This is a genomic window from Stenotrophomonas sp. 59 (assembly GCF_030291095.1).
In the GTDB taxonomy this organism is placed as follows: Bacteria; Pseudomonadota; Gammaproteobacteria; order Xanthomonadales; family Xanthomonadaceae; genus Stenotrophomonas; species Stenotrophomonas maltophilia_Q.
Map to the genome: position 1 here is coordinate 3320019 of NZ_CP127408.1, position 26841 is coordinate 3346859.

The 26841-nt window shown below is 66.7% G+C and carries 22 protein-coding genes and 1 riboswitch; of the genes, 10 read left to right on the forward strand and 12 right to left on the reverse strand.

All coding sequences use genetic code 11. The features are described from left to right. The first annotated feature begins 86 nt into the window (after positions 1-86). Positions 87-545, forward strand: a complete 459-nt coding sequence (locus QP552_RS15455; protein WP_111113886.1) for a hypothetical protein — start codon at positions 87-89, stop codon at positions 543-545. Positions 546-664: 119 nt separating this feature from the next. Here the strand turns inward: QP552_RS15455 and QP552_RS15460 are convergent, their stop codons facing one another. Then, entirely contained in the window at positions 665-1516 is an 852-nt protein-coding gene (locus QP552_RS15460; RefSeq protein ID WP_286074005.1) for a pirin family protein, read from the reverse strand. A gap of 215 nt (positions 1517-1731) precedes the next feature. Between QP552_RS15460 and QP552_RS15465 the strand changes: the two genes are divergently transcribed. Together QP552_RS15465 and QP552_RS15470 are read left to right on the forward strand one after the other, a co-directional pair. Then, positions 1732-3813, forward strand: coding sequence for a carbon starvation CstA family protein (locus QP552_RS15465; protein WP_049427667.1), 2082 nt, complete (start codon positions 1732-1734; stop codon positions 3811-3813). Next, positions 3813-4037, forward strand: a complete 225-nt coding sequence (locus QP552_RS15470; RefSeq protein WP_005410613.1) for a CstA-like transporter-associated (seleno)protein — start codon at positions 3813-3815, stop codon at positions 4035-4037. The genes QP552_RS15465 and QP552_RS15470 overlap by 1 nt, the downstream gene beginning before the upstream one ends. A 502-nt stretch (positions 4038-4539) precedes the next feature. Here QP552_RS15470 and QP552_RS15475 read toward each other — a convergent pair. Together QP552_RS15475 and QP552_RS15480 are read right to left on the reverse strand one after the other, a co-directional pair. Then, positions 4540-5670 (reverse strand): DUF3103 family protein, encoded by a 1131-nt coding sequence (locus QP552_RS15475; protein WP_181453930.1) that lies wholly within the window; start codon positions 5668-5670, stop codon positions 4540-4542. A gap of 183 nt (positions 5671-5853) precedes the next feature. After that, positions 5854-7104, reverse strand: coding sequence for a DUF819 family protein (locus QP552_RS15480; protein WP_106551172.1), 1251 nt, complete (start codon positions 7102-7104; stop codon positions 5854-5856). 127 nt (positions 7105-7231) lie between these two features. On the opposite strand from QP552_RS15480, the gene QP552_RS15485 reads away from it, so the two are divergent. Then, on the forward strand, positions 7232-7621 hold the full coding sequence (locus tag QP552_RS15485; protein WP_106551173.1) for a VOC family protein: 390 nt from the start codon (positions 7232-7234) through the stop codon (positions 7619-7621). A gap of 47 nt (positions 7622-7668) precedes the next feature. On the opposite strand, the gene QP552_RS15490 is transcribed toward QP552_RS15485, so the two are convergent. Then, complete coding sequence (locus QP552_RS15490) at positions 7669-8955, reverse strand: HAMP domain-containing sensor histidine kinase (RefSeq protein WP_111111130.1); 1287 nt, start codon at positions 8953-8955, stop codon at positions 7669-7671. Beyond that, positions 8942-9655 (reverse strand): response regulator transcription factor, encoded by a 714-nt coding sequence (locus QP552_RS15495; protein WP_106551175.1) that lies wholly within the window; start codon positions 9653-9655, stop codon positions 8942-8944. The genes QP552_RS15490 and QP552_RS15495 overlap by 14 nt, the downstream gene beginning before the upstream one ends. A gap of 131 nt (positions 9656-9786) precedes the next feature. Here QP552_RS15495 and QP552_RS15500 point away from each other — a divergent pair, with 131 nt between their 5' ends. The 4 genes from QP552_RS15500 to QP552_RS15515 all read left to right on the forward strand — a co-directional run bounded on the left by QP552_RS15500 (position 9787) and on the right by QP552_RS15515 (position 16590). Then, complete coding sequence (locus tag QP552_RS15500; RefSeq protein ID WP_286074008.1) at positions 9787-11490, forward strand: glycosyltransferase family 39 protein; 1704 nt, start codon at positions 9787-9789, stop codon at positions 11488-11490. A 111-nt stretch (positions 11491-11601) separates the two neighbouring features. Further along, entirely contained in the window at positions 11602-12369 is a 768-nt protein-coding gene (locus QP552_RS15505; RefSeq protein WP_111111126.1) for a phosphatase PAP2 family protein, read from the forward strand. Next, the gene (locus QP552_RS15510) at positions 12366-14015 is read left to right on the forward strand and encodes a phosphoethanolamine--lipid A transferase (protein ID WP_111111124.1); all 1650 of its coding nucleotides are present in this window, start codon (positions 12366-12368) and stop codon (positions 14013-14015) included. Before QP552_RS15505 ends, QP552_RS15510 begins: the two co-directional genes overlap by 4 nt. Before the next feature lie 607 nt (positions 14016-14622). After that, entirely contained in the window at positions 14623-16590 is a 1968-nt protein-coding gene (locus QP552_RS15515; protein ID WP_286074009.1) for a M2 family metallopeptidase, read from the forward strand. Between the two features lie 120 nt (positions 16591-16710). Here the strand turns inward: QP552_RS15515 and QP552_RS15520 are convergent, their stop codons facing one another. The 3 genes from QP552_RS15520 to QP552_RS15530 all read right to left on the reverse strand — a co-directional run bounded on the left by QP552_RS15520 (position 16711) and on the right by QP552_RS15530 (position 19437). Continuing rightward, positions 16711-17103 (reverse strand): hypothetical protein, encoded by a 393-nt coding sequence (locus QP552_RS15520; protein WP_049401356.1) that lies wholly within the window; start codon positions 17101-17103, stop codon positions 16711-16713. A gap of 69 nt (positions 17104-17172) precedes the next feature. Continuing rightward, positions 17173-18069: a siderophore-interacting protein gene (locus QP552_RS15525; protein ID WP_286074010.1), complete on the reverse strand. Its 897-nt coding sequence runs from the start codon at positions 18067-18069 to the stop codon at positions 17173-17175. A 141-nt stretch (positions 18070-18210) separates the two neighbouring features. After that, the gene (locus tag QP552_RS15530) at positions 18211-19437 is read right to left on the reverse strand and encodes a multidrug effflux MFS transporter (protein WP_286074011.1); all 1227 of its coding nucleotides are present in this window, start codon (positions 19435-19437) and stop codon (positions 18211-18213) included. 299 nt (positions 19438-19736) lie between these two features. Continuing rightward, a riboswitch (glycine riboswitch) is annotated at positions 19737-19839 on the forward strand. Positions 19840-19901: 62 nt separating this feature from the next. On the opposite strand from QP552_RS15530, the gene gcvP reads away from it, so the two are divergent. After that, the gene (gcvP, locus tag QP552_RS15535; RefSeq protein WP_286074012.1) at positions 19902-22769 is read left to right on the forward strand and encodes an aminomethyl-transferring glycine dehydrogenase; all 2868 of its coding nucleotides are present in this window, start codon (positions 19902-19904) and stop codon (positions 22767-22769) included. A 75-nt stretch (positions 22770-22844) separates the two neighbouring features. On the opposite strand, the gene QP552_RS15540 is transcribed toward gcvP, so the two are convergent. From QP552_RS15540 to QP552_RS15550, 3 genes are all read right to left on the reverse strand, one after another. Next, positions 22845-23261, reverse strand: coding sequence for a VOC family protein (locus QP552_RS15540; protein ID WP_111111200.1), 417 nt, complete (start codon positions 23259-23261; stop codon positions 22845-22847). A gap of 182 nt (positions 23262-23443) precedes the next feature. Beyond that, positions 23444-24811 carry an amino acid permease gene (locus QP552_RS15545; protein WP_049429964.1) on the reverse strand — a complete coding sequence of 456 codons (1368 nt, stop codon included), beginning with the start codon at positions 24809-24811 and terminating at the stop codon, positions 23444-23446. 82 nt (positions 24812-24893) lie between these two features. Next, positions 24894-25616, reverse strand: a complete 723-nt coding sequence (locus tag QP552_RS15550; protein WP_049429965.1) for an AraC family transcriptional regulator — start codon at positions 25614-25616, stop codon at positions 24894-24896. Positions 25617-25721: 105 nt separating this feature from the next. Here QP552_RS15550 and QP552_RS15555 point away from each other — a divergent pair, with 105 nt between their 5' ends. Next, positions 25722-26081, forward strand: a complete 360-nt coding sequence (locus tag QP552_RS15555; protein ID WP_286074013.1) for a hypothetical protein — start codon at positions 25722-25724, stop codon at positions 26079-26081. Positions 26082-26090: 9 nt separating this feature from the next. Here the strand turns inward: QP552_RS15555 and QP552_RS15560 are convergent, their stop codons facing one another. Then, positions 26091-26792, reverse strand: coding sequence for an alpha/beta hydrolase (locus QP552_RS15560; protein ID WP_286074014.1), 702 nt, complete (start codon positions 26790-26792; stop codon positions 26091-26093). Positions 26793-26841: the final 49 nt, after the last annotated feature.

The following is a 26841-nucleotide window of genomic DNA, read 5'->3' on the forward strand; positions in this document are numbered from 1 at the left end:
TGCCGGCCGGGGTGGCATCCGGGGATGGGATGCCAAGGCTGCCGGTCCATCCGGCGGAGCCAACGACACACCACCTTGGGGGATGCATGAAGTTCGCGCCTGTAGTGTTGTCGAGCCTGCTGTTCGCTGCGGCCCAGGCCGCCGCGCAGGCTCCCACCGAATGTCCTTCATTGCCGGCCAGCAGCGGCCTGCAGTGGCAACGGCAGGCACAGGCCGATTTCCTGGTCTGCCGCGCCAGCACCGGCGATGGCCGCGAGGTACTGACCCTGATGCTCAGTGCGCGCGATCCCAACCTTCCATTGAACCGCTCGCTGCGCCAGGAAAAGGGCAGCTTCGGCGGTGAATCGCTGTACTGGTACCAGCCCGATCTGGGAGGCCAGCAGCCGCCCGGTTATGCCGAGCGCCGCATCAGTGTGGTCAAGCTCGACAAAGGGCGTTACGCGCAGATTTCGCTGTATCCGGACAGCGCGCAGGAACTGGGCTCGCTGCAGCAGCTGGCGCAGGGCATGAGCCTGACCCCGTCGGCCGTGGCTGCCGGGAACTGACGATGGCGGGGATGACTGCCTGGCAGCATCCCCGCAGGATCCGACGCGCGGGACGTCCGCCGGGCATGGCCCGGCGGCGTTACCGGTTTCTTTCACCGGGCATGGCCCGGCGCAATCCGTCAGAACTTGCCTTCCTGGAAATCGACGAAGGCCTGCATCAGTTCCTGCCGCGTGTTCATCACGAACGGGCCATGGCGCATCACCGGTTCGCGCAACGGACGACCGGCCACCAGGATCAGCCGCGCACCCTCGCTGCCGGCCGACAGATGCAGCTGCTCGCCACCACCCAGCACCGCCAGTTCCTGGCGGGCGACATCGCGCGCCGCGTCCTGCTCACCCACGGTCACGCCACCTTCGAACACGTATGCAAAGGCGTTGTGCCCTTCCGGCAACGCATGGGTCCAGGCGCGATCCGGGGCCAGCGTGATGTCCAGGTACAGCGGCTCGGTGGCCGGCTGCACGATCGGGCCCTGCGTGCCATCCACGTTGCCGGCAATCACCTTCACGTCCACGCCCGCTTCCGGGTGCATCACCGGAATCCGCTCAGGGGCGAATTCCTGGTACTTCGGATCCGTCATCTTCTCCTTCGCCGGCAGGTTCACCCACAGCTGGAAGCCGCGCATCTGCCCACTTTCCTGCTCGGGCATTTCCGAATGCACCAGGCCACGGCCTGCGGTCATCCACTGCACGCTGCCCGGGGTCAGCAGGCCCTCGTTGCCGTGGTTGTCGCGATGCCGCATGCGCCCGTCAAGCATGTAGGTGACGGTCTCGAAACCACGATGTGGATGCTCCGGGAAGCCGGCGATGTAGTCCTCGGCACGGTCCGTGCCGAATTCATCGAGCAGCAGGAACGGATCCAGGTCCGGCAGCGTGGGGCCGCCGATGACACGGGTCAGGCGCACGCCGGCACCGTCGGAGGTGGGCATGCCACGGATGGTCCGCAGCACGCGGACCGGTTCGGGAAAGCTCATGGCGACTCCTGTTGGATGGATGCCACTGAAGATGGACGCCACACGGCTGCGCGCCAATGGACGGCGCCGCAACCGATTGTTCCATCCCTGATGTTCGCTGCACGTCAGCACAACAAGCGTACGACCAAAGTACTACCGCCGATTCGTCCTGTGCCAATTGACCCTGCCGAGGGCACGCGGGACTCTTTGACTGTCTTTCCGGGAGAGAGCACCTCATGAAAGGGTTTTCCAAAATAGGCTGGGCGGCCCTCGCCCTGCTCGGCGCCTTCTGTCTGGGCACCGTGGCCCTGCGCCGCGGCGAACACATCAATGCGTTGTGGATCGTCGTCGCAGCAGTTTCGCTGTACCTGGTCGCCTACCGCTTCTACAGCCTGTTCATCGCCAACAAGGTGATGCAGCTGGATCCGACCCGGGCCACCCCGGCGGTGATCAACAACGATGGCCTGGACTACGTGCCGACCAACAAGCACGTGCTGTTCGGCCACCATTTCGCCGCCATTGCCGGTGCCGGCCCGCTGGTCGGCCCGGTGCTGGCCGCGCAGATGGGCTACCTGCCCGGCCTGCTGTGGCTGGTGGTGGGCGTGGTGCTGGCCGGCGCGGTGCAGGACTTCATGGTCCTGTTCCTGTCCAGCCGCCGCAACGGTCGTTCGCTGGGTGACCTGGTGCGCGAGGAAATGGGCCAGGTGCCTGGAACGATCGCGTTGTTCGGCGCGTTCCTGATCATGATCATCATCCTGGCAGTGCTGGCGATGGTGGTGGTCAAGGCACTGGCCGAAAGCCCGTGGGGCATGTTCACGGTGATCGCGACGATGCCCATCGCGATCCTGATGGGCGTGTACATGCGCTACATCCGCCCCGGCAAGATCGGCGAGATCTCGGTGGTCGGCCTGATCCTGCTGCTGGCCGCGATCTGGTACGGCGGCAAGGTCGCCGCCGATCCGGTGTGGGGCCCTGCGTTCACCTTCACCGGCACCCAGATCACCTGGATGCTGATCGGCTACGGCTTCGTCGCCTCGGTGCTGCCGGTGTGGCTGCTGCTGGCACCGCGCGACTACCTGTCGACCTTCCTCAAGATCGGCACCATCATCGCGCTGGCCATCGGCATCCTGGTGGTGATGCCGGAACTGAAGATGCCGGCGCTGACCCAGTTCGCCGCCAGCGGTGATGGTCCGGTGTGGAAGGGCGGCATGTTCCCGTTCCTGTTCATCACCATCGCCTGCGGTGCGGTGTCCGGCTTCCACGCGCTGATCTCCTCGGGCACCACGCCGAAGCTGCTGGCCAATGAAGCACACATGCGCTACATCGGCTACGGCGGCATGCTGATGGAATCGTTCGTGGCGGTGATGGCACTGGTCGCGGCCTCGATCATCGATCCGGGCATCTACTTCGCGATGAACAGCCCGGCGGCAGTGATCGGTGCCGATGCCGCATCGGCAGCGCACTACATCACCAACACCTGGGGCTTCACCATCACCCCCGAACAGCTGACCGCGACCGCGGCGGCGATTGGTGAACCGACCATCCTGCATCGCGCAGGCGGCGCGCCGACACTGGCGGTGGGCATCGCGCAGATCCTGCACGAAGCGATTCCCAGTGGCAGCGACGCGATGATGGCGTTCTGGTACCACTTCGCGATCCTGTTCGAAGCACTGTTCATCCTCACTGCAGTCGACGCTGGCACCCGTGCCGGCCGCTTCATGCTGCAGGACCTGCTGGGCAACTTCGTGCCGGCGCTGAAGAAGACCGAATCGTGGACCGCCAACATCATCGGTACCGCCGGCTGCGTGGCGCTGTGGGGCTACCTGCTCTACACCGGCGTGGTCGATCCGTTCGGTGGCATCCAGACGCTGTGGCCGCTGTTCGGCATCTCCAACCAGATGCTGGCCGGTATCGCGCTGATGCTGGGCACGGTGGTGCTGTTCAAGATGAAGCGTGACCGCTATGCGTGGGTGACGGCAGTGCCAGCCATCTGGCTGCTGATCTGCACCACCTACGCCGGCTTCATCAAGATCTTCGACAGCAACCCGGCACAGGGCTTCCTGGCCCAGGCACACAAGTTCCAGGCCGCCCTCGCCAGCGACACCATCACCGCACCGGCCAAGTCGGTGGCGCAGATGAAGCAGATCGTGGTCAACGCCTACGTCAACACCGGCCTGACCGCGCTGTTCCTGCTGGTGGTGGGTGCAGTGCTGGTGTATTCGATCAAGACCATCCTGGCGGCACGCCGCAACCCGCAGCGCAGCGACCGCGAGACCCCTTACGTGGCCCTGAAGCCGCATGAAATGGTGGACCTGTGATGAGCACGCAACTGGTTCCCGCCGGCCAGTACCAGGCGCACCGCCGCATCTGGCGGCGCCTGGTGCAGACCGCACGGCTATGCTGTGGCATTCCTGATTACGACAACTACGTCCGGCACATGCTGGAAAAGCATCCGGACCAGGAGCCGATGGACTACAAGACGTTCTTCCGCGAGCGCCAGGAAGCGCGCTACGGCGGACGCAACGGTGGTCGCTGCTGTTGAGGGTTGGGTGCCGGGCTTGCAGCCCGGCGCCCGCGGAGGCAACGGCACCTGCAGAAGCTGGCTTCCTGAGGGATGGCGGGGCACTGTGGGTTTGCGGGGCCGCCGTGAACCCGTCCATGGGGGCTTGGTCGCGGCATCCATGCCGCTCACACCCCGCAAACCCACAGTGCCCCGCCTCTGACAGATTGCCGGTGACGGCAAGACACAACCGGGGTCAGATCCGTTTTCCTTCGGAAAAAGGATCTGACCCCATCTTGTTTGTCGACATCTGACAGATTTCATCCACGCATGGCGTGGATCTACTGGACGCCGGCCAACCGTCGAAGGCGGGGTGGGTCCGATTGCGGGGGCGTGAGCCGCATGGATGCGGCGACCGAGGCTACATGGACGTACTTGCGCCGTCCCCCGCAACCGGACCCACGCCGCCATCCTGCGGAATGCCGCTCTTGATCTGGCCGTTGCCGCTGCATTGAGCGGGTGCAGGGCTGCAAGCCCTGCTGACCTACTCCACCAGCGTGATCGGCGTCAGCGTGACCCTGGCGTTGTTCGCCGCGCCCATGCGATCGGTGTACGCCTGGCCACGCTGTACCAGGTAGAAGCTGTCCACGTAATCGATGTCGTTGGAGAACCACGACGTTGGCATCGCCTTCAGGATCGCACCGGCGATATCGGCGATCACTGAATACTCCGGCGCAAACGCGCCCAGTGCCGCCTTCACACCGTTGCTCAACGCCACCAGCAGGTCCTGGTAGTTGGTGTCGCCGTCATCCTCGAACAGCTGCACGTTGGCCGCGTTGAAGCGGTAGTTGCCCCACAGGATCAGCGCCTGTTGCGGGGTGTAGTCGGTCTTGTCGTAGTCCAGGTAGGGCATGTCGACCGTGGCCATTTCCGGCTCGGTCTTGCCGACCTGCAGCCCGGACACCACCGCGAACACCTCGGCCGCGCCCAATGCCCACGGCTCCTGGTCATCGGCCAGGCGGATGCGGTCGAGACGGGTGATATCCAGCGACGCGCGCGCGCCATCGGCAGACAGCTGGATGCGCTCGGGTGACTGCAGGCCGCGTGCGCGCAACCCGGCGTTGACCAGCGCCATGCCCTCCTGCACCGAACGGCGGGTATCAACATCGACGATCAGCACCGGAAATGACGGCGCACGCTTCGCATCCAGCACATGCGCGCGGCCCTGCGCGTCATAGGCGGTCAAGGTGGTCCAGTCCCGGTCGTTGCCGCGCGGCAGGCTGGCCACCCACAGCAGTTGCGGAGCGGTGTCCGCCAGCGACTGGCCCTCGGGAACATAGGCGCGCAGCTGCAGCAGGCCCTCACCCTGCTCCGGCAATCCCTTGGCCTGGCGCAACCGTTGATCGTTGCTGGCCAGGGAGACACTGGCCCGGGTACGAACATCCGGGTCAAAGCGCTCCATCACCGCATCCAGTGCCACGGCCTGCTCGGGCGATGCCACCAGCGTGCCGCGCACGATCTCGGCAAAGCCCGGTTGCGTGATCAGCGAAGCCACCTCGCGCGCACTCGCCTCGGTCACGGCCTGAACCTGGGCGCCACGCGCAGTTGCAGCACCTTGTGCAGCTGCCCCCGCACTGGCCAGCAGCAGCGCCAGCGCTGCAACCCCGCGAATCATCTGTCGTTGCGTCATTCCAGCCCCCGGCAACGTCGCTGCGGATGAGCGACAGGTGCTGCCTACGCTACGACGCTGACACCATACGTTCCGGTATGTACTGCACAGTTCCGCCTGCGGCCGGCAAAAAAAGAGCCGAGCATGGGCTCGGCTCTACATGGGACGCGATCCCACGGAGGCCCGGACTCAGCCGTTGGCCATCCACTTCAGGATCAGGCCAGTGACATAGGCCAGCCCGGTGCCGGTGGCATAGCCCACCGTACCCAACAGCACGCCCACGGGAGCGAGTGTCGGATGGAACGCCGCCGCCACCACGGGGGCCGAAGCAGCCGCACCGATGTTGCCTTGCGAACCGATCGCGAAGAAGAACAACGGCGCGCGCAGCAGCTTGGCCACCACCCACAGCACCAGCACGTGGGTGGCCATCCAGATCGCGCCGAGCAGGAACAACCACGGCCGGTCCAGCAGCGACAGCAGGTTCATCTGCATGCCGATGCAGGCGATCAGGAAGTACAGGAACACCGTGCCCAGCCGCGACGCACCGGCCGCTTCCAGCCGCCGCGCGCGGGTGAAGCTCAGGCCCAGGCCCATTGCGGTGGACAGCAGGATCACCCACACGAACTGGCTGTCCAGGCTGAACTGGCTAGCCCAGCTGACGTTGGCCTTGAACCAGCCCGACAGCGGCGCAGCGATGGCATGCGCCAGGCCGACACCGCCCAGTGCCACGCCGACGATCACCATCAGGTCGGTCATGCTCGGAATGCGTGCGTTCTGCGCCTCGTAGGCACTGATGCGCGCCTTCATCTCGTCGATGGCACGGGTATCGGCACCGTTGCGGGTGTCGATCTGCTGTGCGCGGTTGGCCAGGAACAACAAGATGGCCATCCACAGGCTGGCGCAGGCCACGTCGACCACGGCGAACTGGCCGAAGGTGGTGGCATCGGTGCCGAACACTTCGCGCATGGCGACCATGTTGGCGCCGCCACCGATCCAGCTGCCGGCCAGCGCCGCCATGCCGGCCCAGGTATCACCGGCCACGGTTTCCGGGTGGATCAGCTTCATCAGCTGGAACGAGACGATGGCGCCGAGCATGATGCCGGCGGTACCGGCGCAGAACACGATCAGCAGTTTGGGGCCGAGCTTGGCAATGCCTTTGAGGTCGATCGACAGGGTCAGCAGGACCAGCGCGGCCGGCAGCAGCACGTCGCGTGCAACCGGGTTGTACAGCGAGGTGTTGTGGCCATCGATGACACCGGCGGTGTTGTAGATGGCGGGGATGAAGTAGCACAGCAGCAGCGCCGGCACCCAGGCGAAGATCTTCTTCAGCAGAGGGGTCGGGCCACTGGCAGCCCAGAAGATCAGGGCCAGGGTGGCGGCAATCAGGCCCAGGCCAACGATGTCGTTGCTGATCAGGGCAGTAGCGGGTTCGGTCGGCATGGGATCCTCTGTCGATCGAAAGAGCGGGAAAAAAAAGCGCCGCATAAAGCGGCGCATCCGCAGATTAACATTGTCTTCACGCCGGGTCATGCTGCAGTGCCGGCTTCCCTTTCCCGGAGCCTCTCCCATGCAGCTCGGCGCCTTCTCCGTCAGCCTCTCGGTCAGGGACCTGTCGGCCTCCCGCACCTTCTACGAAGCACTGGGCTTCTCGGTGACCGGCGGCGAGCCGGCGCAGAACTGGCTGGTGATGCGCAACAACGGCATTGTCATCGGCCTGTTCCAGGGCATGTTCGAAGGCAACCTGCTCACCTTCAACCCGGGCTGGGACCAGAACAAGCAGGAACTGCCCCACTTCCAGGACGTGCGCGAGCTGCAGGCGGAGCTGGATGCGAAGGGCATCGAACTGGCGGTGCGCACCGATCCTGATGGGCACGGCACCGGCTACCTGCAGCTGGCCGATCCGGATGGCAACGTGATCCTGATCGACCAGCACGTGGCGCGGCCGGACAGGCGGTGATGCGGACGGCATGCCAACCAGGGTTGGCATGCCGCAGGACGGCCGGTTCAGCCCGGACGTGAGGCGCTGAAGTCGAGGGTGGCACGCGTGCCTCGCGGCTCACAGGGATGCAGCTGCAGGGTCCAGCCCAGGTGTTCACACAGTCGTGCGATCAGATCCAGGCCAATGCCGCCGCCACGGTCGGCACGCTCGCCACGGGCCATCCGCGCGTGGATCGCCGCAATCTCCTCCGGGCTCATGCCATGCCCGGGATCCTGCAGCGTCAGTACCGCCGACGAGCTCAGGCGCAACTCAATGTGGCCACGCCCACTGTTCTCGATGGCATTGCGCAGCAGGTTGCCGATCGCGGCCTGCACAACGGCCAGCGGCGCAACGATATCCACCGGGGCAGCCTGGATGCCGATGCTCAGGTCCTTGTCGCCGAGCAGATGACGATGGTCGTCAACGATTTCCGGCAACAGCTGGTCCAGCGCGATGCGCTCGGCGCGCGCGGCCAGGCGCGCCGGGTCACGGGCCAGCACCAGCAACAGTTCGATCAGCTGCTCCACGCTCTGCGCGGTGCGAAGTACGCGCTGCATCTGCTGGCGCGCGCGCTCGGGCAGGCCCGGCTGTTCCAGCGCCAGCTCTGCAGCACCGGTCATCACCGCGATCGGCGTACGCAGTTCGTGGCTGGCGGTGCTGATGAAGACCCGTTCGCGTTCGACGAACTGCTCGTTGCGGTCCAGGTAGTCGTTCAATGCATCGGCAATGGTATGCAGCTCGGAGCTGCCGCGCGGGTCGACCTCGATGCGCTGCCCCTGAACCCCCGGCCGCAGCGCGGCGATGTGCTGCGCCAGCAGGCTCAACGGGCGCACCATGCGCTCCATGCCGAACGACGCCATCAGCACGGTGACGAAGATCATGATCACCCCGGCCAGCATCACCCAGCGCGTGGCGAACTGTTCCAGGTCATGGAAGTCGGAGATGTCCAGAACCAGCGCGACCCGGCCCATCGGCTCGGTTTCGCGCACCATCACCGCCGTCTCGCGCCCCTTGACCATCACGCCGTCATGCAGCCCCGGATGCAATGTGCGCAGGCCCTCGGGCAGGTTGACCGCATCGAACCGGTACAGGCTGAGCGTGTCCGAATCCTGCCAGCGGTAATGCGGCTCGTGCTCGACGTGCTCGACGATGCTGTCCAGTTCGGAATTGAGCAGTGCGCGCCAGGCGGCATGCTCGGCATGTTCATGCACATAGTTGCCGACGCTGAACACCGCGATCGACAGCAGCGCCAGATAGCCCAGCAACCACCACACCACGCGCCGGTACAGCGGCCCCGGCTTACGCGCCTTCATCGTCAACCTTGCTCGCATCGCTGGCGGTGGTCACCGCCAGCCGGTAGCCCACCCGCGGCAGGGTATGGATCAGTTTCTCGGCGAACGGACCATCGACGCTGCGGCGCAGTTCGTAGACATGCGAACGCAGCAGATCGCCATCCGGCGGTTCGTCGCCCCACAGGGCGAATTCCAGCTGCTGGCGGGTGACCGCCCCCGGGCTGGCGCGCATCAGCACTTCCAGCAGCTTGCGGCAGGCCGGGTACAGGTGCAGCACCTGGCCCTCACGCTGGGCCTCCAGCGTCGCCAGATCCAGCACCAGGTCGCCCACCTGCAGGCGCTTGCGCGGGTTGCGGCCCTGCGCACGCAGCAGCAGCGCTTCCAGCCGCACCTCCAGCTCGGGCAGCGCGAACGGCTTGGTCAGGTAGTCGTCGGCGCCGGCGCGGAAGCCGGCAATCTTGTCCGGCAGCTCGTCACGCGCGGTCAGCATGATCACCGGCACTTCCGATGCATGCTCGGCGCGCAGCCGGCGCAGCACCTCCGGGCCCTCCATGCGCGGCAGCATCCAGTCCAGGATGACCGCGTCATACGGATGGCTTCCGGCCAGGTGCAGTCCGGTGATGCCATCCGGCGCCACGTCGAGCACATGCCCGCGCGACTCGAAATAGTCGAACAGGTTGGCCACCAGCTGGCGGTTGTCCTCGATCACCAACAGACGCATGCACGAAACATCCACGGAAGTTCGTACCATGGTAGCGCCGCACATGTCGGAATGCGGTCGCCCCGGCGTCGCTCTGACGCTTTTCCCACCCCCGCCACCTCAGAATGGCCGTTTTGCTCCCGGAGCCTGCCGTGCCCGTAGCCCTGCCCCGCCGTTGGCGCCTGCCCCTGTTGTGGCTGCTGATCATTGCTGCGCTGGCAGCGGGGATCGGCCTTCGGCAGCCGCAGCCGCCGGACGAGCCGCGCTTCGTGCTGGCGGCGAGGACCATGGTCGAGAGCGGGCAATGGCTGCTGCCGCACCGCGGCGTGGAGCTGTATGCGGAGAAGCCGCCGGTCTTCATGTGGCTGCAGGCCGCCGCCTACGAGATCGTCGGCAGCTGGCAGTGGTCGTTCCTGCTGCCATCGTTGCTGGGCGCCCTGCTCAGCCTGTGGCTGGTGTCGGACCTGGCACGGCGGCTGTGGTCGCCACGGCATTCCATCTACGCCCTGGCGGCGCTGTTCTGCACCCTGCAGTTCGGGCTGATGGCCAAGCGCGCGCAGATCGACATGGTGCTGGTGGGCATGACCACCGTGGCCCTGTGGGGCCTGATGCGCCACCTGTGCGAACGCCGCAATCTGCCCGCCCTGTGGCTGGCCGGCTTTGCCGCCGGCGTGGGTACCGTGACCAAGGGCGTGGGCTTCCTGCCGCTGCTGATGGTGCTGCCCTGGTTTGGCTGGTGGCTGTACCAGCGTCGCCGGGGGTACGCGGTGGAAGGCCCGCATCCGGCCACCCTGCTGTGGCTGATTCCGGCCTTCCTGCTGGGTGTCGGGGTGTGGCTGGCGCCGCTGGGCTGGGCCCTGCTGCACACGCCCACGGCCGAACTGCAGGCCTACGCGCATGAGCTGTTGTTCAAGCAGACCGGTACCCGTTACGCCAATGCCTGGCACCACCGGCAGCCCGCCTGGTACTACCTGCAGGTGATCCTGACCCTGTGGCTGCCGGGCAGCCTGCTGCTGCCGATGCTGTTCAAGCCCTGGTGGCGCCGTATCCGCCGCGGCGACCGCCGCCAGTGGCTGCTGCTGGGCTGGGCCGTGCTGGTGCTGGTGTTCTTCAGCGCCAGCCCGGGCAAGCGCGAGGTGTACCTGCTGCCGATGCTGCCGGCGATGGCCCTGGCCGTGGCGCCATTGCTGCCCGGCCTGCTGCGCCGCCTGTGCGTGCGCCGCTACCTGTTCGGCTACAGCGTGGTGCTGATGCTGGCCACCGGCACGCTGGGCGTGATGCTGATGACCGAACACCCGTGGGCGGTGGCCCAGCTGGAACGCCGGGCGATGCCCGACACCCTGCTGCCAGTGCTGGGTGATGGCCTGCTGACCTTCGCCATCGCGCTGGCGACGTTGATTGTCTGGTTGCGGGTGCGCCGCGCAGCGACGCTGGTGCTGCTGACCCACGGCATGCTGTGGATGCTCTACGGCCTGGTGCTGATTCCGGCGCTGGACCCCTACGCCTCGGCGTCGGCGCTGATGCGCCGGGTCGGCGCGCGGATCGGACCAGACGCCGAACTGGCGCTGGTGGCCTGGCGCGAACAGAACCTGCTGCAGGCCGACCGCCCGGTACGCGAGTTCGGCTTCAAGCGCCCCTGGGCCGAGCAATGGCACGATGCCGGCCCGTGGCTGGCCGAGGCACCGGACAAGCGCTGGCTGCTGGTGCTGGACGACGCGATGAGCCCCTGCGTGGATCCGGCCAAGGTGATCGACATCGGTGTCGCCAACAGGAATCGTTGGCAACTGCTTCCCGGTACTGCATGGAACCCGGACTGCCACGCCGAGCGGACAGGATCGACCGCCGAAGAAGACTGAACGTTGACATGTGCCGGGCAAGCATTAACCCGGCACGAACGAGCGTCCGACCCTTCTCCGACATCCAGGTGACGAGCATGACCGCGGATTCCCGAACCGCCCTTTCCCAGCATGCCCGTCCGTCCCCTTGATTCGGTAGCGCCGCTTGCGACATCGCCACTGGCGTCACGATTTGCCGTAACTCACCTCTGGCTGCCTGTCGCAATCGGTCTGCCCGTGTTTACGCTGCTGATGGGATTCGGCGGTGATCAATGGGTGGCCGACCACCTGTTCCGTCTTGAGGGCGGCCATTGGGCGTTGCAGGACGCCTGGGGCACCCGCACCCTGGTGCACAAGGCCGGCAAGTGGCTGAGCACGGCAGCGGCGCTGGTCGCGATCCTGCTGTGTTTCCACCACTGGCGTAAGGGTCGCGATCGCACCCTGCAATGGGCGCTGCTTTATGTCGTGATTGCCATGGCGCTGGGCACCGGCGTGATCTCCCTTCTGAAGTCGCTGGTGCCGATGGAATGCCCCTGGGACCTGCTCCGCTATGGTGGCAACCAGCCTTTCATCGGTCTGTTCACCACACGCCCGGCCGGCATGGCCGCGCAGGCCTGCTTCCCGGCAGGGCATGCCAGCGCAGGCTACGCGTGGCTCTGCCTGTATTTCTTCGCGTTGCTGTGGCGCCCGTCCTGGCGCTTGGCAGGGCTGTGGATCGGCCTCGGCACCGGCCTGGTATTCGGCATCAGCCAGCAGCTGCGGGGCGCCCATTTCCTTTCGCATGACGTTGCCACTGCGTTGATATGTTGGCTGCTTTCGCTGGGCCTGTATCTGATCGTCAAACGCGTCCTGACACGCCGTCAGCTGGACCGTCCCAACCGCCAGGAGGCAAACGCATGAGTGCATCGGTCCAACGCCCCGCCCGCCTCCCCGCGCTTGCGGGTCTTCGCAACTGGCGGCCGCAGCTTTCCACCGAAGCACTGATCGCGCTGACCAGCCTGTTCTTTGCGGTGGCCGGCAACGGCCTGTTCTGGCACAGCGCGATGGCCAGCCATCCGGGCAGCCTGCGCTACGGACTTTCGCTGCTGCTGTTGCTGCTGGGTGCACATGGCGTGCTGCTGGGCATCCTGGTCTGGCGCTGGAATGCCAAGGTGGTGATCAGCCTGTTGCTGCTGGTGACAGCGTTTGCTGCGCACTACATGAGCCGCTACCACATCTACCTGGATGCGGACATGCTGCGCAACGTGCTGGCGACCGACCCCAAGGAAAGCCGCGAGCTGATGACCGTGTCGCTGCTGTGGCCGGTGCTGTTGCTGGCCATCCTGCCGATGGTCGTGCTGTGGCGCGTGCAGCTGCGCCGCCGCAGCTGGGGCCGCAGCCTGCTGTGGCGCCTCGGCTTCCTGGTCGTGGCAGCGGTGACCGCCATTGGCGGTGCGCTGATCTCGTTCCAGGATGTCTCCGCACTGATGCGCAACCAGCGTGAAGTGCGTTACCTCGCCACCCCGGCCAACGTGCTGCTGGGCCTGCCGCGTGCACTGCGTGGCGACAACCCCGTGCAGCGCGCGCCGAAGCTGCCGATCGGCACCGACGCCAAGGCCACGCCGCGCGCTGCGGCCAGCAAGCCTCGCCTGCTGGTGATCGTGATGGGCGAGACCGTGCGTGCGCAGAACTGGGGCCTCAACGGTGGCCGCAACACCACCCCGGAACTGGCCCAGGCACCGGTGATCAACTTCCCCGACATGCACTCCTGCGGCACCAGCACCGAAGTGTCGCTGCCGTGCCTGTTCTCGCCGTGGGGACGCCACGAGTACGACGAGAAGAAGATCCGTGCACACCAGTCGCTGCTGCATGTGCTGAACCGCGCCGGCATCGCACCGCTGTGGCGTGACAACCAGTCTGGCTGCAAGGGCGTGTGCGAAGGCCTGGAGTTCCAGTCACTGTCCGATGCGACCACGCCGGGGCTGTGTGCCGATGGCCGCTGCATGGACGAAATCCTGCTGCAGGACCTGGCTACCCAGGTACGCGCAAAGCCCGGCGACCGGGTGGTGGTGCTGCACCAGCTGGGCAACCACGGCCCGGCGTACTTCGAGCGCTACCCGGCCGCCTTCGCCCGCTTCAAGCCAACCTGCGACACCCGTGACATCGGTCGTTGCTCGCGCGAAGAGATCACCAACAGCTACGACAACGCGGTGCTGTACACCGATCACTTCCTGAGCAAGACGATCGGCACGTTGCAAGGCATGCAGGATTACGACACGGCGATGATCTACCTGTCCGACCATGGCGAATCGCTGGGCGAGAAGGGCCTGTTCCTGCATGGCGTGCCGTATGCGATCGCCCCGGCCGAGCAGACCCGTGTGCCGATGACGATGTGGTTCTCGCCCGGCTTCGCCAGCAGCCGTGGGCTGGACCTGCAGTGCGTGCGCAAGCGTTCGGCAGCGTATACCGACCACGACAACCTGTTCCCATCGGTGCTGGGGCTGATGCAGGTGAAGACATTGCTGTATGAGCGCGACCGCGACGTGTTCGCCAACTGCGAAGGTTGAGGGTTGTTCGGCAGGGCTTGCAGCCCTGCACCTGCAGAGGCAACTGCAACGGCAAGTGCCGCAGCAACACCAGAAGCAGGTTTCCTGGGGATTGGCGGGGTGGGTCCGGTGGCGGGGGACGCCGTGAATCCGTCCCTGGAGGCTTGGCAGCCGCATCCATGCGGCTGACACCCCCGCCACCGGACCCACCCCGCCTTCGACAGTTTTCCGCGATCTGTTGGAACGACCTTGGGGTCGGATCCGTTTTCCTGAGGAAAACGGATCCGACCCCATTTTGATTTTCGATACCTGACAGATGTGTCGACCAAGGTCGACACCCACCAACGGCCGCCGCGATCTGTCAGAGGTGGGGCGGTGTGGGATTGCAGGACCGTTGGCGCCATGGATGGCGCCATCGAGCCCCCATGGATGGGTTTACGGCGTGTCCTGCAAGCCCACACCGCCCCGCCATCCCACGGATAGCCCGCTTCTGCTGTTGCTTCGGCCGTTGCCGTTGCTTCTGCGGGTGCAGGGCGCAGCCCTGCCGAACCCTACCGACTTCCGCCACTTGCGGTGGCAGCGGCTGCCCACTAGCCTTCGGCCGTCGTTCACCACCCAAGGACCGCCCGTGAAACACCGTCATCTCCTGCTGGCCTCGGCTGTCGCCGCCGCCACGCTGGCCCTGGCCGCCTGCAAGAAGGAACCCACCCCAGGCACCGATACCGCCAGCAGCAGCGCTCCGGCCGGCGAAACCGCCGACCAGTTCGTGGCCCGCATCAATGCCGAATTCAAGGCCGCCTACCCGGAGATGACCTCGGCGCAGTGGCTGTCCTCCACCTACATCAACAGTGATTCCGAACGCATCGCCGCCAAGGCCAACGAGCGCTCGCTGACCCAGCTCAACAGCTGGATCGAACAGGCTGCCAAATTCGACGGCAAGCCGATGAGCGAGGACAGCAAGCGCGCGATCCATCTGCTGAAGCTGATGTCCTCGATGCCGGCGCCGCGCGATCCGGCCAAGCTGGCCGAGCTGACCCAGATCGCCACCCGTATGGAAGGCAGCTACGGTGCCGGCAAGTACTGCACCGATGCCAATGATCCGAACTCCTGCCGCCAGCTTGGCGAGCTGGAGCAGGTGCTGGCACGCAGCCGCGACTACGACAAGCAGCTCGATGCGTGGCAGGGCTGGCACAGCACCACCAAGAGCATGCGCGGCGACTACCAGAAGTTCGTCGGCCTGGTGAACGAAGGCGCCAAGGGCATGGGCTTCACCGATGCCGGCCAGATGTGGCGCAGTGGCTACGACATGCCGCCGGAGCAGATCGGCCCTGAAACCGATCGCCTGTGGGAGCAGGTCAAGCCGATGTACGAACAGCTACACTGCTACGCGCGCGGCAAGCTGGACAAGACCTACGGCAAGGACAAGGCCGAAGTGGGCAATGGCCTGATCGCTGCGCACCTGCTGGGCAACATGTGGCAGCAGGACTGGTCCAACCTGTGGGACCAGCTGGAACCCTACCCTGGCGCCGGCAGCCTGGACATCACCGCGGCGCTGGAAAAGCAGTACCAGACCAACCTGAGCGCGGCACTGGCGAAGGCCGGCGGCAAGGATGCCAACGTGGCCGCCCAGTACAAGGCGCAGCGCGAGGCCGAACTGCGTACCGCCAAGCAGATGACCGAGCGCGCGCAGGACTTCTACGTGTCGCTGGGCATGCCGTCGCTGCCGCAGTCGTACTGGGAAAAAACCCAGTTCATCAAGCCCGATGACCGCGACGTGGTCTGCCACGCCAGCGCCTGGGACATGAACATGGAAGGCGATGTGCGCACCAAGATGTGCATCAAGCCGAACGAAGAGAACTTCACCACCATCTACCACGAGCTGGGCCACATCTATTACGACCTGGCCTACAACCCGCTGCCGCCGCTGTTCCAGGGCGGTGCCAACGATGGCTTCCACGAAGCGATCGGCGACACCATCGTGCTGGCGATGACGCCCAAGTACCTCAGCTCGATCGGCCTGGTCGATGCGCCGACCGAGAGCCGTGAGGCGGTCATCAACAACCAGATGCGCATGGCGCTGTCGGGCGTGTCGTTCCTGCCGTTCGGGCTGATGATCGATCGCTGGCGCTGGGGCGTGTTCGACGGTTCGATCACCGCCGACAACTACAACAAGGCGTGGTGGGACCTGAAGGCCAAGTACCAGGGCGTGGCCCCGGCCAGCACCCGTGGCGAGGAGTTCTTCGACCCGGGCGCGAAGTACCACGTGCCGGGTAACACCCCCTACACCCGCTACTTCCTGGCGCGCATCCTGCAGTTCCAGTTCTACAAGGGCCTGTGCGACGCGTCGGGCTACAAGGGCCCGCTGCATGAGTGCACCTTCTACGGCAACAAGGAAGCCGGCCAGAAGTACTGGGCGATGCTGAGCAAGGGTGCCAGCCAGCCGTGGCAGGCCACGTTGAAGGAGCTGACCGGTACCGACAAGCTCGATGCCGGCCCGATGATCGAGTACTTCACGCCGGTCAACGAGTGGCTGAAGCAGCAGAACGAAGGCCAGATGTGCGGCTGGCAGGCCAACGCGGCCCCGGCGGCGAAATGAAAGAAGGGGCGGGTCCGCGAGGATCCGCCCCTGATGTTTCCGGTAGCGCCGGGCATGCCCGGCGGCTCTTCATCGCACCGCTGCGCTCGCCGCGCATGGCCCGGCGCTACCCACGGCGGATCAGCTGTTCTTCTTCGCTGCCATCGCTGCGGCCAGCTCCGCCTTGAATTCCTCGAAGGTCTGGCCCTTCTCCTTGGCTTCGGCCTGTGCGGCATCGCGCAGTGCGTCGGAGTACACCAGGCGCACCGGCGTGCCATTGCGTTCGTGCAGCTCACCGGCCTGCATGATCAGCGCCAGCACCTGCGCCGCGCTCTCGCTGTGGCCGGCAATGCGGCCATCCATGCCCAGCACCCATTCGCCGTCACGGCGCACGACTCCGGCCAGCAGGGTGCGCTGTGCATCGCGCAGTTCCGCATGCGGCTCCACCGGCGAGGCCTGGGCAGCGGCCTTGTTGGCGGCCTGCTTTTCCTGGCGACGGCGCTGGTCGCGGCGGGTCTTGGAGCTGGTGGACATGGTGCGGTACCGCTGCGAAAGGGGGGCGCAAGGATAGCGCACCCCACCCGCCACGCCGCTTCACACCCCTCAGTCCAGCACTTTGCCGTGCCGCCAGTAGCCCATGAAGGTGATCGCGCGGCGGTCCAGCCCGCAGTCGCGGACCAGGTGGCGACGGATCGCCATCACCGCCCCCGCCTCGCCTGCCACCCAGGCATACAGCGGCCCGGCCACGCTGGCATCGGCCTGCTCCCAGAGGATCTGCGCGTCGACATCGATCTCCTCCAGTTCGTCACCAGCAGACACCGCCGAGGCCGCTGCCAGCCGCGACTGGACCGCCTGCAGCAGCGGCTGGCCGTGGGCCGCCTGTCCGCGTGGCAGCCAGACCAGCTCGGCCGTGTCCGGCGCCTTCAGCGGCACCGCATCGCCGGCCTGCGCCACTTCCAGCAGCGCCAGCGTGCGTGGCGGATCGGCCAGCGCGGCCAGTTCCTCGAGGATGCCAGCCACTGCCGGCAGCGCGGTTTCATCCGCCACCAGCAGCACCTGGCCGACACCCGCCGGCGGTTTCCATTCCCAGCCTTCGCTGCTGTCGGCACAGTCGGCATCGGGGGCCAGCAGCACTACGCGGTCGCCCGGCCGCGCGTGGATGGCCCAGCGCGAGGCCGGCCCCGTCTCGCCATGCAGCACGAAATCAACGTCGACCTCGCCCTGCTCGGCACGCAGCTGGCGGATGGTGTAGGTGCGCATGGGCGGGCGCTGATCGTCCGGCAGCGCCCGGTAGCGCGGATACCAGTCCTCGCCGCTGGGCACCTGCGGCACGTCCTGGCCGGGCAAGGGGAAGAACACCTTGATGCGCTGGTCCGGGCCTTCGGTCTTCATCCGCGCCACGTCGGCACCGGTGAACACCATGCGGTCCAGGGAAGGGGAAAGAACGCGGCGCTCCTTCAGCGCCACCTCGAACAGGCGGTAGGTCTGCTGCGCAGCCATGGGGGAACCTCATGCAACGACATCGGATCGGCTGGCTGTCGTGCATCCACGCACCGGCTGGCTGGAGTCCCCAGCCTAGTCCGGTCGTTCCTCGCCGCAAGCGTTGCTGGCATGACCGCCCACCCTACCCCTGCGCGCTGCTCAATGGCCCGTGCAGGCTGCCTGCGCCGCGCGTTCACGCTGGTGTTCCCAGTACCAGAACACGAAGCCGGCGCCGAAGAACGCGGCCTGGCCCAGTGCCAGGTGCAGCGGGCTTGCACTGAGCAGCGGCGACACCACGCCGGCCACCACCGTACTGATCATCAGCTGCACGAAGGCCTGCAGCGACGATGCCAGGCCACGCTGGTGCGGGTACATGTCCAGCACCGCCAGGGCCAGGATCGGGAAGATCAGCGACATGCCCATGCCGCCGAGGAAGATCGGCAGCACCGCCCACGGCAGCACGAACTGCGGCGACAGCGCCACGTAGCCGACATTCAGCAGCGCCGACAGCGCGCACAGGCTGAAACCGATGGCGACCTGGCGGGTGGGCGTGGTGTGCCCGGCCATGCGCCCGGACAGGAACGAGCCGGTGGTCATGCCGCCGATGGTGGGAATGAACAGCCAGGCGAAGCCCCCCTCGCCCAGGTGCAGGTGCTGCATCACGAACACCGGCGCCGAGGAGATGTACAGGAAGATGCCGCCGAAACCGATGCTGCCGGCCAGCGCCAGGCGCAGGAAGCGCGGGTTGAAGCCGATGCGCACGTAGTCACGCATCAGCACCCGTGGCGACAACGGTACGCGTGCCTCGACCGGATGGGTTTCCGGCAGGTAGCGCGCGGTAGCCGCCAGCAGCACCAGCGCGAACACCACCAGGAACCAGAAGATCAGCGGCCATCCGGCGCCGCTGAGCAGGATCCAGCCACCGATGATCGGCGCGATCGCCGGGGCGATGCCGAACAGCATCGACACCTGGCTCATCAGCCGCTGTGCGTCATGGCCGTGGTACAGGTCGCGGATCACCGCGCGGCCGACGATCATGCCCACACCCGCCGACAGGCCCTGCAGCGCGCGGAAGGCCAGCAGCGTGCTCAGGTCGGTGGACAGCGCGCAGCCGACCGAGGCGCCGACGAACACCACCAGGCCACCGAGGATCACCCGCTTGCGGCCCCAGGCATCGGACAGCGGGCCGTGCGCCAGGCTCATCAGGCCGTAGAACAGCAGGTACACGCTGATGGTCTGCTGCACCGCCACCTCGTCCACCGCCAGGCGCTGGGCCAGCTGCGGGAACGCCGGGAAGATGGTGTCGATCGAGAACGGGCCGAACATGGCCAGGCCGGCAAGCAGCAGGGCCATGCGGCGGGTGGAGGGAGCAACGGCGGCGGTCATGGAGGAAGCGTCCGGCAGGGCCATGCGGGGCACGCACGGCGGGCGCCGGTCCCGCTGCACGGGGACGGCGCCAGATGAATTCGGGTATCCGCCCATCATAGGCGGGGATTGCGCCCGGCGCCATGCAGCACTGCACAAAACGCACGCCCGGGCCATCGGCCATTCAGGCGCGGCGACCTGGGGCGGAGGCGGCCGCCGCGCCCGCAACGGGCTATAATCGGCGGGCAACACGGTGGGAGAAGCGGAACACCGCTGCCGAAGGCGCAACGCCCGTAATCGCTCAGGCCCGATACCACCCGTAACACAACTCTGGAGAGACCGGTTCGATCCGGCGCCGAAGGGGCACGAAGCTGCGGTTTTCCGCGCTTTTAAACTCTCAGGCAAAAGGACAGAGGGGCGCCCCGCAGACCGCCGACCGGCGGCTTGTGCCCGTGCGTGTGCCCTTTCCTGACGGATCCTTCGCCATGTCCCAGAACACCCCTTCCCTGCGTGAGCTTGAGCACCACAACGCGTTCGTCGAGCGCCACATCGGCCCCAACGACGCCGAGATCGCGCAGATGCTCGATGTCGTCGGCCACGCGTCGCTGGATGCGATGACCGATGCCATCGTGCCGGCCAAGATCAAGTCGCCGGCGCCGCTGGCGCTGCCGGAGTCGATGACCGAAGTGCAGGCACTGGCGAAGATCCGTGCGATCGCCGACAAGAACACCGTGCTGCGCAGCTTCATCGGCCAGGGCTACTACGGCACCCACACGCCGAACGTGATCCTGCGCAACATCCTGGAAAACCCGGCCTGGTACACCGCCTACACCCCGTATCAGGCGGAAATCTCGCAGGGCCGCATGGAAGCGCTGATCAACTTCCAGACCCTGTGCGCCGACCTGACCGGCATGGAAATCGCCAACGCCTCGCTGCTGGACGAAGCCACCGCCGCTGCTGAAGCGATGACCCTGGCCAAGCGTTCGGCCAAGTCCAAGTCGGACACCTTCTTCGTGCACGACGCCGTGCATCCGCAGACGCTGGAACTGCTGCGTACCCGCGCCGAGCCCATGGGCATCGTGCTGCGCGTCGGCACCCCGGCCGAAGCGCTGGAAGCGGAAGCCTTCGGCCTGCTGCTGCAGTATCCGGATACCTTCGGCCAGGTGGGCGACTACAAGGCGCTGGTCGATGCCGTGCACGCACGCGGCGGCCTGGTGGCCGTGGCCACGGACCTGCTGGCCCTGACCCTGCTGGCCGCCCCGGGCGAATGGGGAGCGGACATCGTGGTCGGCAACAGCCAGCGTTTCGGCGTGCCGTTCGGCTTCGGTGGCCCGCACGCCGCCTTCATGGCCTGCCGTGACGCCTACAAGCGCTCGATGCCGGGCCGCCTGATCGGCGTTTCGGTCGATGCCCAGGGCAACCCGGCCTACCGCCTGACCCTGCAGACCCGCGAGCAGCACATCCGCCGCGAGAAGGCGACTTCCAACATCTGTACCGCGCAGGTGCTGCTGGCGGTGATGGCCTCGATGTACGCCGTTTACCACGGCCCGGAAGGCCTGACCCGCATTGCCCGCCGCACCCATCGCCTGGCTTCGATCCTGGCCGCAGCGCTGCGCAATGCCGGCGTGCAGGTTGGTGGCGACTTCTTCGACACCCTGCATGTCACCGGCGTGCACGCCGATGAGATCCATGCCAAGGCCCGCGCCGCCGGCTACAACCTGCGCGCGATCGACAGCGACTCGGTCGGCATCAGCCTGGACGAAACCACCACCCGCGCCGACATTGTTGCCGTGGCTGCCGTGTTCGGTGCCGCGCTGGATGTCGATGCGCTGGATGCCAGCACCGCCGATGCGCTGCCGGCCGGCCTGCTGCGCCAGTCCGCGTTCCTGACCCACCCGGTGTTCAACACCCACCACAGCGAGCACGAACTGCTGCGCTACCTGCGCTCGCTGGCCGACAAGGACCTGGCGATGGACCGCACGATGATCCCGCTGGGCTCGTGCACGATGAAGCTCAACGCCACCGCCGAAATGATCCCGGTGACCTGGCCGGAGTTCTCGCAGATCCATCCGCTGGTGCCGGCCGACCAGGCGCTGGGCTACAAGGAACTGATCGATACGCTGGAAGCGATGCTGGTCGAATGCACCGGCTACGACGCGGTCAGCCTGCAGCCGAATTCCGGCGCGCAGGGCGAGTACGCCGGCCTGCTGGCGATCCGCGCCTACCACCGCTCGCGCGGTGAAGGCCACCGCGACATCTGCCTGATCCCGGATTCGGCGCACGGCACCAACCCGGCTTCGGCACAGATGTGTGGCATGAAGGTCGTGGTCACCAAGACCGATGCCAACGGCAACGTCGACGTCGAGGACATCCGCCTCAACGCCGAGAAGTACAGCGACCGCCTGGCCGCGATCATGATGACCTACCCGTCCACGCACGGCGTGTTCGAGGAAGAAGTTGTCGAGATCTGCGAGATCATCCACCAGCACGGTGGCCAGGTGTACACCGACGGCGCCAACATGAACGCCCTGGTGGGCGTGGCCAAGCCGGGCAAGTGGGGTTCGGACGTTTCGCACCTGAACCTGCACAAGACCTTCTGCATCCCGCACGGCGGCGGCGGCCCGGGCGTCGGCCCGTGCGCGGTCAAGGAGCACCTGGCACCGTTCCTGCCGGGCAAGCTGGGTGACAACGGCCCGGTCGGCATGGTCAGCGCCGCCAGCTTCGGCAGCGCCTCGATCCTGCCGATCAGCTGGATGTACATCGCGATGATGGGCCGCGAAGGCCTGCGCAAGGCCACCCAGGTCGCGCAGCTCAACGCCAACTACATCGCCAAGCGCCTGGCCCCGCACTTCAAGACCCTGTACACCGGTCGCAACGGCCTGGTGGCGCATGAGTGCATCCTGGACGTGCGCCCGCTGGAGAAGACCAGCGGCATCGGCGCCGAGGATGTGGCCAAGCGCCTGATCGACTTCGGCTTCCATGCCCCGACCCTGAGCTTCCCGGTGGCTGGCACGCTGATGGTCGAGCCGACCGAGAGCGAATCGCTGCACGAACTGGATCGCTTCATCAGCGCGATGATCCAGATCCGCGAGGAAATCACCGCAATTGAAGACGGCCGCCTGGACCGCGAGGACAACCCGCTGAAGAACGCGCCGCACACTGCGACCGCGGTGACCGCCAGCGAGTGGACCCACGCCTACCCGCGTGAACTGGCTGCATTCCCGCTGGCCAGCCTGAAGCAGAGCAAGTACTGGCCGCCGGTGGCGCGCGTGGACAACGTGTACGGCGACAAGAACGTGATGTGCGCCTGCATCCCGGTCGATGCCTACAAGGACGATGAAGTCGAGGCATGATCGACAAACGGCCCGCGCAAGCGGGCCGTTTTTTTTAAAGAGTGTGGACCAAGGTCCACACCCACCATGATCCGATCACGGGTCCGGCATCTGCCCCAGGCTCAACTGCCACGACACCCCGAAGCGGTCCTGCACCCAGCCGTAGCGGTTGCTGAAATCGTAATCGCCCACCGGCATCAGCCAGTGCCCACCCTCGCCCAGCACCCGCGCGGCGCGCTCGAACTGCTCGGCACCGGAACACTCGACGAACAGCGAGATCGACGGGCTGAAGGTGAAGTCGTGCACGTCCAGGCTGTCAAAGCACAGGTAGTGGGTGCCACCCAGCAGGAAGATGGCCTGGCGGACCTGCCCGGGCACGCCGGCGCCGGCGCCGGCGCCATCGGGATGGCGTTGCAGGGCCAGCAGGCGGAAATCGGCAAAGGCTTCGGCGTACAGGGCCAGCGCGGCCTCGGCCTGGCCGGTGAACATCAGGAAGGGACGGCTGCGCAGCATGCGGTACTCCCGGTCGACGGGCCGATGACGGCCTATCTGCACACAGTGCCACGCGGAATGTGTGCCCGCTGTAGAGCCGAGCCCATGCTCGGCCGGCGACCACGCAAACAGCAGCCGACCACAGGGTCGGCGCTACAGAAAACTCGGCGACCGCAGCCGACCGTGGGGTCGGCTCTACCCGATCAGGCCTCGCGCATGCGCCGGGCGATGGCGCTGCCGGCGGCGATGGTAGCGGTCAGCGCCACCATCGACAGGAACTGCAGGCGGGTGTGCGACTCGCTCAGCAGAAGGCCGAAGATCAGCGCCAGGATCGCCAGCGCGCACACCGTCAGCCACGGGAAACCGGCCATGCGGAACGGCAGGCGGGTGCCCAGGCGATCCGCGCGGCGGCGCAGCACCAGCTGCGAGACCAGCGACAGCGTCCACACCAGCAGGCAGGTGGAACCGACGATGTTCAGCAGCACCGGCAGCACCCGGTCCGGGAACAGCAGTTCCATCACGGTGGCGGCGAAACCGAACAGCACGCTGGCCAGCACGGCGATGACCGGCACCTGGCGCGGGTCGGTCCAGCCCAGCACGGCAGGGGCTTCACGACGCTGCGCCAGCGAATACATCATGCGCGAGGCGCCGTAGAGGTTGGCATTGAGCGCCGACAGCAGCGCGATCACCGCGATCAGGGTGATGGCGGTGCCCGCGCCCGGGATACGGGCGATATCCAGCACCGCAGCGAACGGCGATTTCAGCGCCTCGCTGGTCCATGGCACCACAGCGATGATCACGCTCAGCGAGCCGATGTAGAACACCAGGATGCGCCAGGCCACCGTGCGGATCGCACGGGCAATGCTGCGTTCCGGGTCTTCGGTCTCGGCAGCAGCGACGGCCACGATCTCGGTGCCGCCAAAGGCGAACACCACCACCAGCAGCGCGGCACCGATGCCGGCCAGGCCCTTCGGTGCGAAGCCACCGTGTTCGGTGAAGTTGCTCAGGCCCGGCGAGGTCACCTGCGGCAGCCAGCCCATCAGCAGCGCCACGCCGATGGCGATGAAGGCCAGGATCGCCGCGACCTTGAGGATGGCGAACCAGAATTCGAACTCGCCGAAGTTCTTCACCCCGAGCAGGTTGATCGCAGTGAAGAACAGCATGAAGGCCAGCGCCGCCATCGGTACAGGTACCGCTGGCCAGACGGTGGCCAGCAGACCGGCCGCCCCCACCGCTTCGGCAGCGATCACGATCACCAGCTGCACCCACCACAGCCAGCCCACGGTGGCACCGGCGGTGGCGCCCATGGCATCGGCGGCATAGACCGAGAACGCGCCACTGGTCGGTTTGGCCGCCGCCATTTCGCCCAGTGCGTTCATCACGATGATCACCAGCGCGCCAGCGACCAGATACGACACCAGCACCGCCGGACCGGCCGCCTGCACGCCCACGCCCGAGCCGAGGAACAGGCCGGCGCCGATGGCGCTGCCCAGGCCCATCATGATCAGCTGGCGGGGCTTGAGCGAATGTCCCAGGCGGGACGGCGAAGCGGTCGGAATCGAGTTGGGCATCGGCGGGGCTGGCGGCGGGCTACAGGGGCGACACCTTACCCTGTCCCATGCCCGCGGGGATAGGCACAGCGCAGCAGGCCGCTCAGGCCAGTGCGGGCTCGCCGACGTTGCCGCCGATACGGGCACGGTAGGCGCGCGGCGAGAAACCGGTTTCAGCCTTGAACTTGCGGGTGAAGGCGCTCTGGTCGCTGAAACCGCAGGCCTGGCCGATGCTGGCGATGCTCTCGTCACCGTGCAGCAGGTGCATGGCCATCTGGATCCGCAGCCGGGTCAGCACCTGCTGCGGGGTCATCTGGAACACCTTGCGGAAGCTGCGCTCCAGCTTGGACAGCGAAAAGCCGGTGATGTCCAGCAGGGTCTGCATGCGCACGTTCTCGGCGTAGTGCGCGTTGAGGTGGGCCAGTGCCAGCCGCAGCTGTTCGTACTGGGTACCCAGGCTGTCCTTCTGGCCAAGGTCGCGGGAAATGCCGATCAACCCCTCGATGGCCCCATCGACCACCAGCGGGCGCTTGCAGGTCAGGCACCAGCCCGGTTCGCGGTTGGCGAACAGGTGCAGCTCCATCAGGTTCTCGATGACCTCACCGGACAGCACGCGGGCGTCCTGATCGACGTAGTCCGCACTGAGGCCGGTCGGGTAGATTTCGGCCGCCGTGCGCCCGATCACGTCCTTGCGCGCGCGCAGGCCCAGCCGCCGCAGCATGGTCTGGTTGACGTGGGTGTAACGCCCCTGAAGATCCTTGATGAAGAACAGCACATCCGGGATGGCGTCGAACAGGGCTTCGATGTCGGCGGGCTCGACTCGCATGCGGCAAGCATAACCGAGGCCCCTTGCCGGTGCGATCACCCTTGCGGGACTTGCGCTTAACGCTGCCAGGCCCACCGTGGGGGCAGTTCCTGCCGGAGACCGGTCATGCCCCGCGGTGACAAGTCCGCCTATACCGAAAAGCAGAAGCGCCAGGCCGAGCACATCGAGGACAGCGAGCGCGAGCGCGGTGCCAGTAAAAGCACCGCCGAACGCATCGCCTGGGCCACCGTGAACAAGCAGGATGGTGGTGGCAAGCGCAGTGGCAGTGGGCGCAAGGTGGTGAAGAAGGCGTCGGCCCGCAAGACAGCCACGAAGAAGGCAACAAAGAAGACGGTGGTCAAGAAGGCCAGCACCCCCGCCTCGCGTAGTGCTGCTGCGAAGAAGGCGGCGAAGACCCGTGCGGCAAAGAAGACCGTGCGCAAGGTGGCGGCAAAAAAAGCGGCACGTACCCGCGCCCGTGGCTGAGAGCATCGTTCAGGTCGGCAGCGCCCGCACCCACGCGGCAACTTCGGCTGCCGCGGCATCAGCGCGCGCCTGCAGCAGCAGATGTGGTCCCTCCAGCGACACATGGCGGGCATCGGGCAACAGAGCCTGCAGCTCGGCCACACTGGGCGGCCACAGCAGGCGGTCCTGCCGGGCATGCAGGCATAGCGTCGGCAACACGAGTTCCGGCAGCAGTGCACGAACGTCCACCTGCAGTGTCGCCGCAGCACGTTGGCGCAGGGTTGCAGCCGGTACCTGCGTGATTGCCAGGCCCAGCTCGCGCAGGTTCGCGCGCGTCCGCCACTGCCCCAGCAGCAGCCGGGCCATCAACGCGAGTGGCGGCAACGGCCACGCCGGAGCCAGTATCCGTGCGCTTGCCGCAGGCAGCGGCACCGGCCGCCGTGCGAAGGTCGTACTCAGTACCAACCCACGCAATCCAGGCAGCCCGGCCGCCGCCAGTTCGATGGCCAGTGGCCCGGCGAACGATTCGGCCAGCAGCACGAAAGGAGATGCGGGAAGCTGCGGGCGCAGGATCGACGCCAACGTGGTGTAGTCCTGTTGCCCCCGCGCGGGCAACGGCAGCACCTGCATCTGGACGCCTCGCGCCTGCATCGCCTCCACGAAGTGTGCCGACAGCAGGCTGGTGCCATCCAGGCCCGGCAGCATCACGACCGGCAGCATCACAGCATTCATCACGTTGATCACCCTTCAGGTTTCTTCGCACGGCTCCCTGCCTGCAGCT

Bases quoted from the DNA above. Each gene is read 5' to 3' on its own strand.
- QP552_RS15480 (WP_106551172.1), bottom strand. From the start codon at position 7,104: ATGCCGACCGAACCCGCTACTGCCCTGATCAGCAACGACATCGTTGGC.
- QP552_RS15550 (WP_049429965.1), bottom strand. From the start codon at position 25,616: ATGCGAGTCGAGCCCGCCGACATCGAAGCCCTGTTCGACGCCATCCCG.
- QP552_RS15555 (WP_286074013.1), top strand. From the start codon at position 25,722: ATGCCCCGCGGTGACAAGTCCGCCTATACCGAAAAGCAGAAGCGCCAG.
- QP552_RS15455 (WP_111113886.1), top strand. From the start codon at position 87: ATGAAGTTCGCGCCTGTAGTGTTGTCGAGCCTGCTGTTCGCTGCGGCC.
- QP552_RS15485 (WP_106551173.1), top strand. From the start codon at position 7,232: ATGCAGCTCGGCGCCTTCTCCGTCAGCCTCTCGGTCAGGGACCTGTCG.
- QP552_RS15465 (WP_049427667.1), top strand. From the start codon at position 1,732: ATGAAAGGGTTTTCCAAAATAGGCTGGGCGGCCCTCGCCCTGCTCGGC.
- QP552_RS15560 (WP_286074014.1), bottom strand. From the start codon at position 26,792: ATGAATGCTGTGATGCTGCCGGTCGTGATGCTGCCGGGCCTGGATGGC.
- QP552_RS15530 (WP_286074011.1), bottom strand. From the start codon at position 19,437: ATGACCGCCGCCGTTGCTCCCTCCACCCGCCGCATGGCCCTGCTGCTT.
- QP552_RS15495 (WP_106551175.1), bottom strand. From the start codon at position 9,655: ATGCGTCTGTTGGTGATCGAGGACAACCGCCAGCTGGTGGCCAACCTG.
- QP552_RS15490 (WP_111111130.1), bottom strand. From the start codon at position 8,955: ATGAAGGCGCGTAAGCCGGGGCCGCTGTACCGGCGCGTGGTGTGGTGG.
- gcvP (WP_286074012.1), top strand. From the start codon at position 19,902: ATGTCCCAGAACACCCCTTCCCTGCGTGAGCTTGAGCACCACAACGCG.
- QP552_RS15545 (WP_049429964.1), bottom strand. From the start codon at position 24,811: ATGCCCAACTCGATTCCGACCGCTTCGCCGTCCCGCCTGGGACATTCG.
- QP552_RS15475 (WP_181453930.1), bottom strand. From the start codon at position 5,670: ATGATTCGCGGGGTTGCAGCGCTGGCGCTGCTGCTGGCCAGTGCGGGG.
- QP552_RS15520 (WP_049401356.1), bottom strand. From the start codon at position 17,103: ATGTCCACCAGCTCCAAGACCCGCCGCGACCAGCGCCGTCGCCAGGAA.
- QP552_RS15510 (WP_111111124.1), top strand. From the start codon at position 12,366: ATGAGTGCATCGGTCCAACGCCCCGCCCGCCTCCCCGCGCTTGCGGGT.
- QP552_RS15460 (WP_286074005.1), bottom strand. From the start codon at position 1,516: ATGAGCTTTCCCGAACCGGTCCGCGTGCTGCGGACCATCCGTGGCATG.
- QP552_RS15505 (WP_111111126.1), top strand. From the start codon at position 11,602: ATGCCCGTCCGTCCCCTTGATTCGGTAGCGCCGCTTGCGACATCGCCA.
- QP552_RS15525 (WP_286074010.1), bottom strand. From the start codon at position 18,069: ATGGCTGCGCAGCAGACCTACCGCCTGTTCGAGGTGGCGCTGAAGGAG.
- QP552_RS15470 (WP_005410613.1), top strand. From the start codon at position 3,813: ATGAGCACGCAACTGGTTCCCGCCGGCCAGTACCAGGCGCACCGCCGC.
- QP552_RS15540 (WP_111111200.1), bottom strand. From the start codon at position 23,261: ATGCTGCGCAGCCGTCCCTTCCTGATGTTCACCGGCCAGGCCGAGGCC.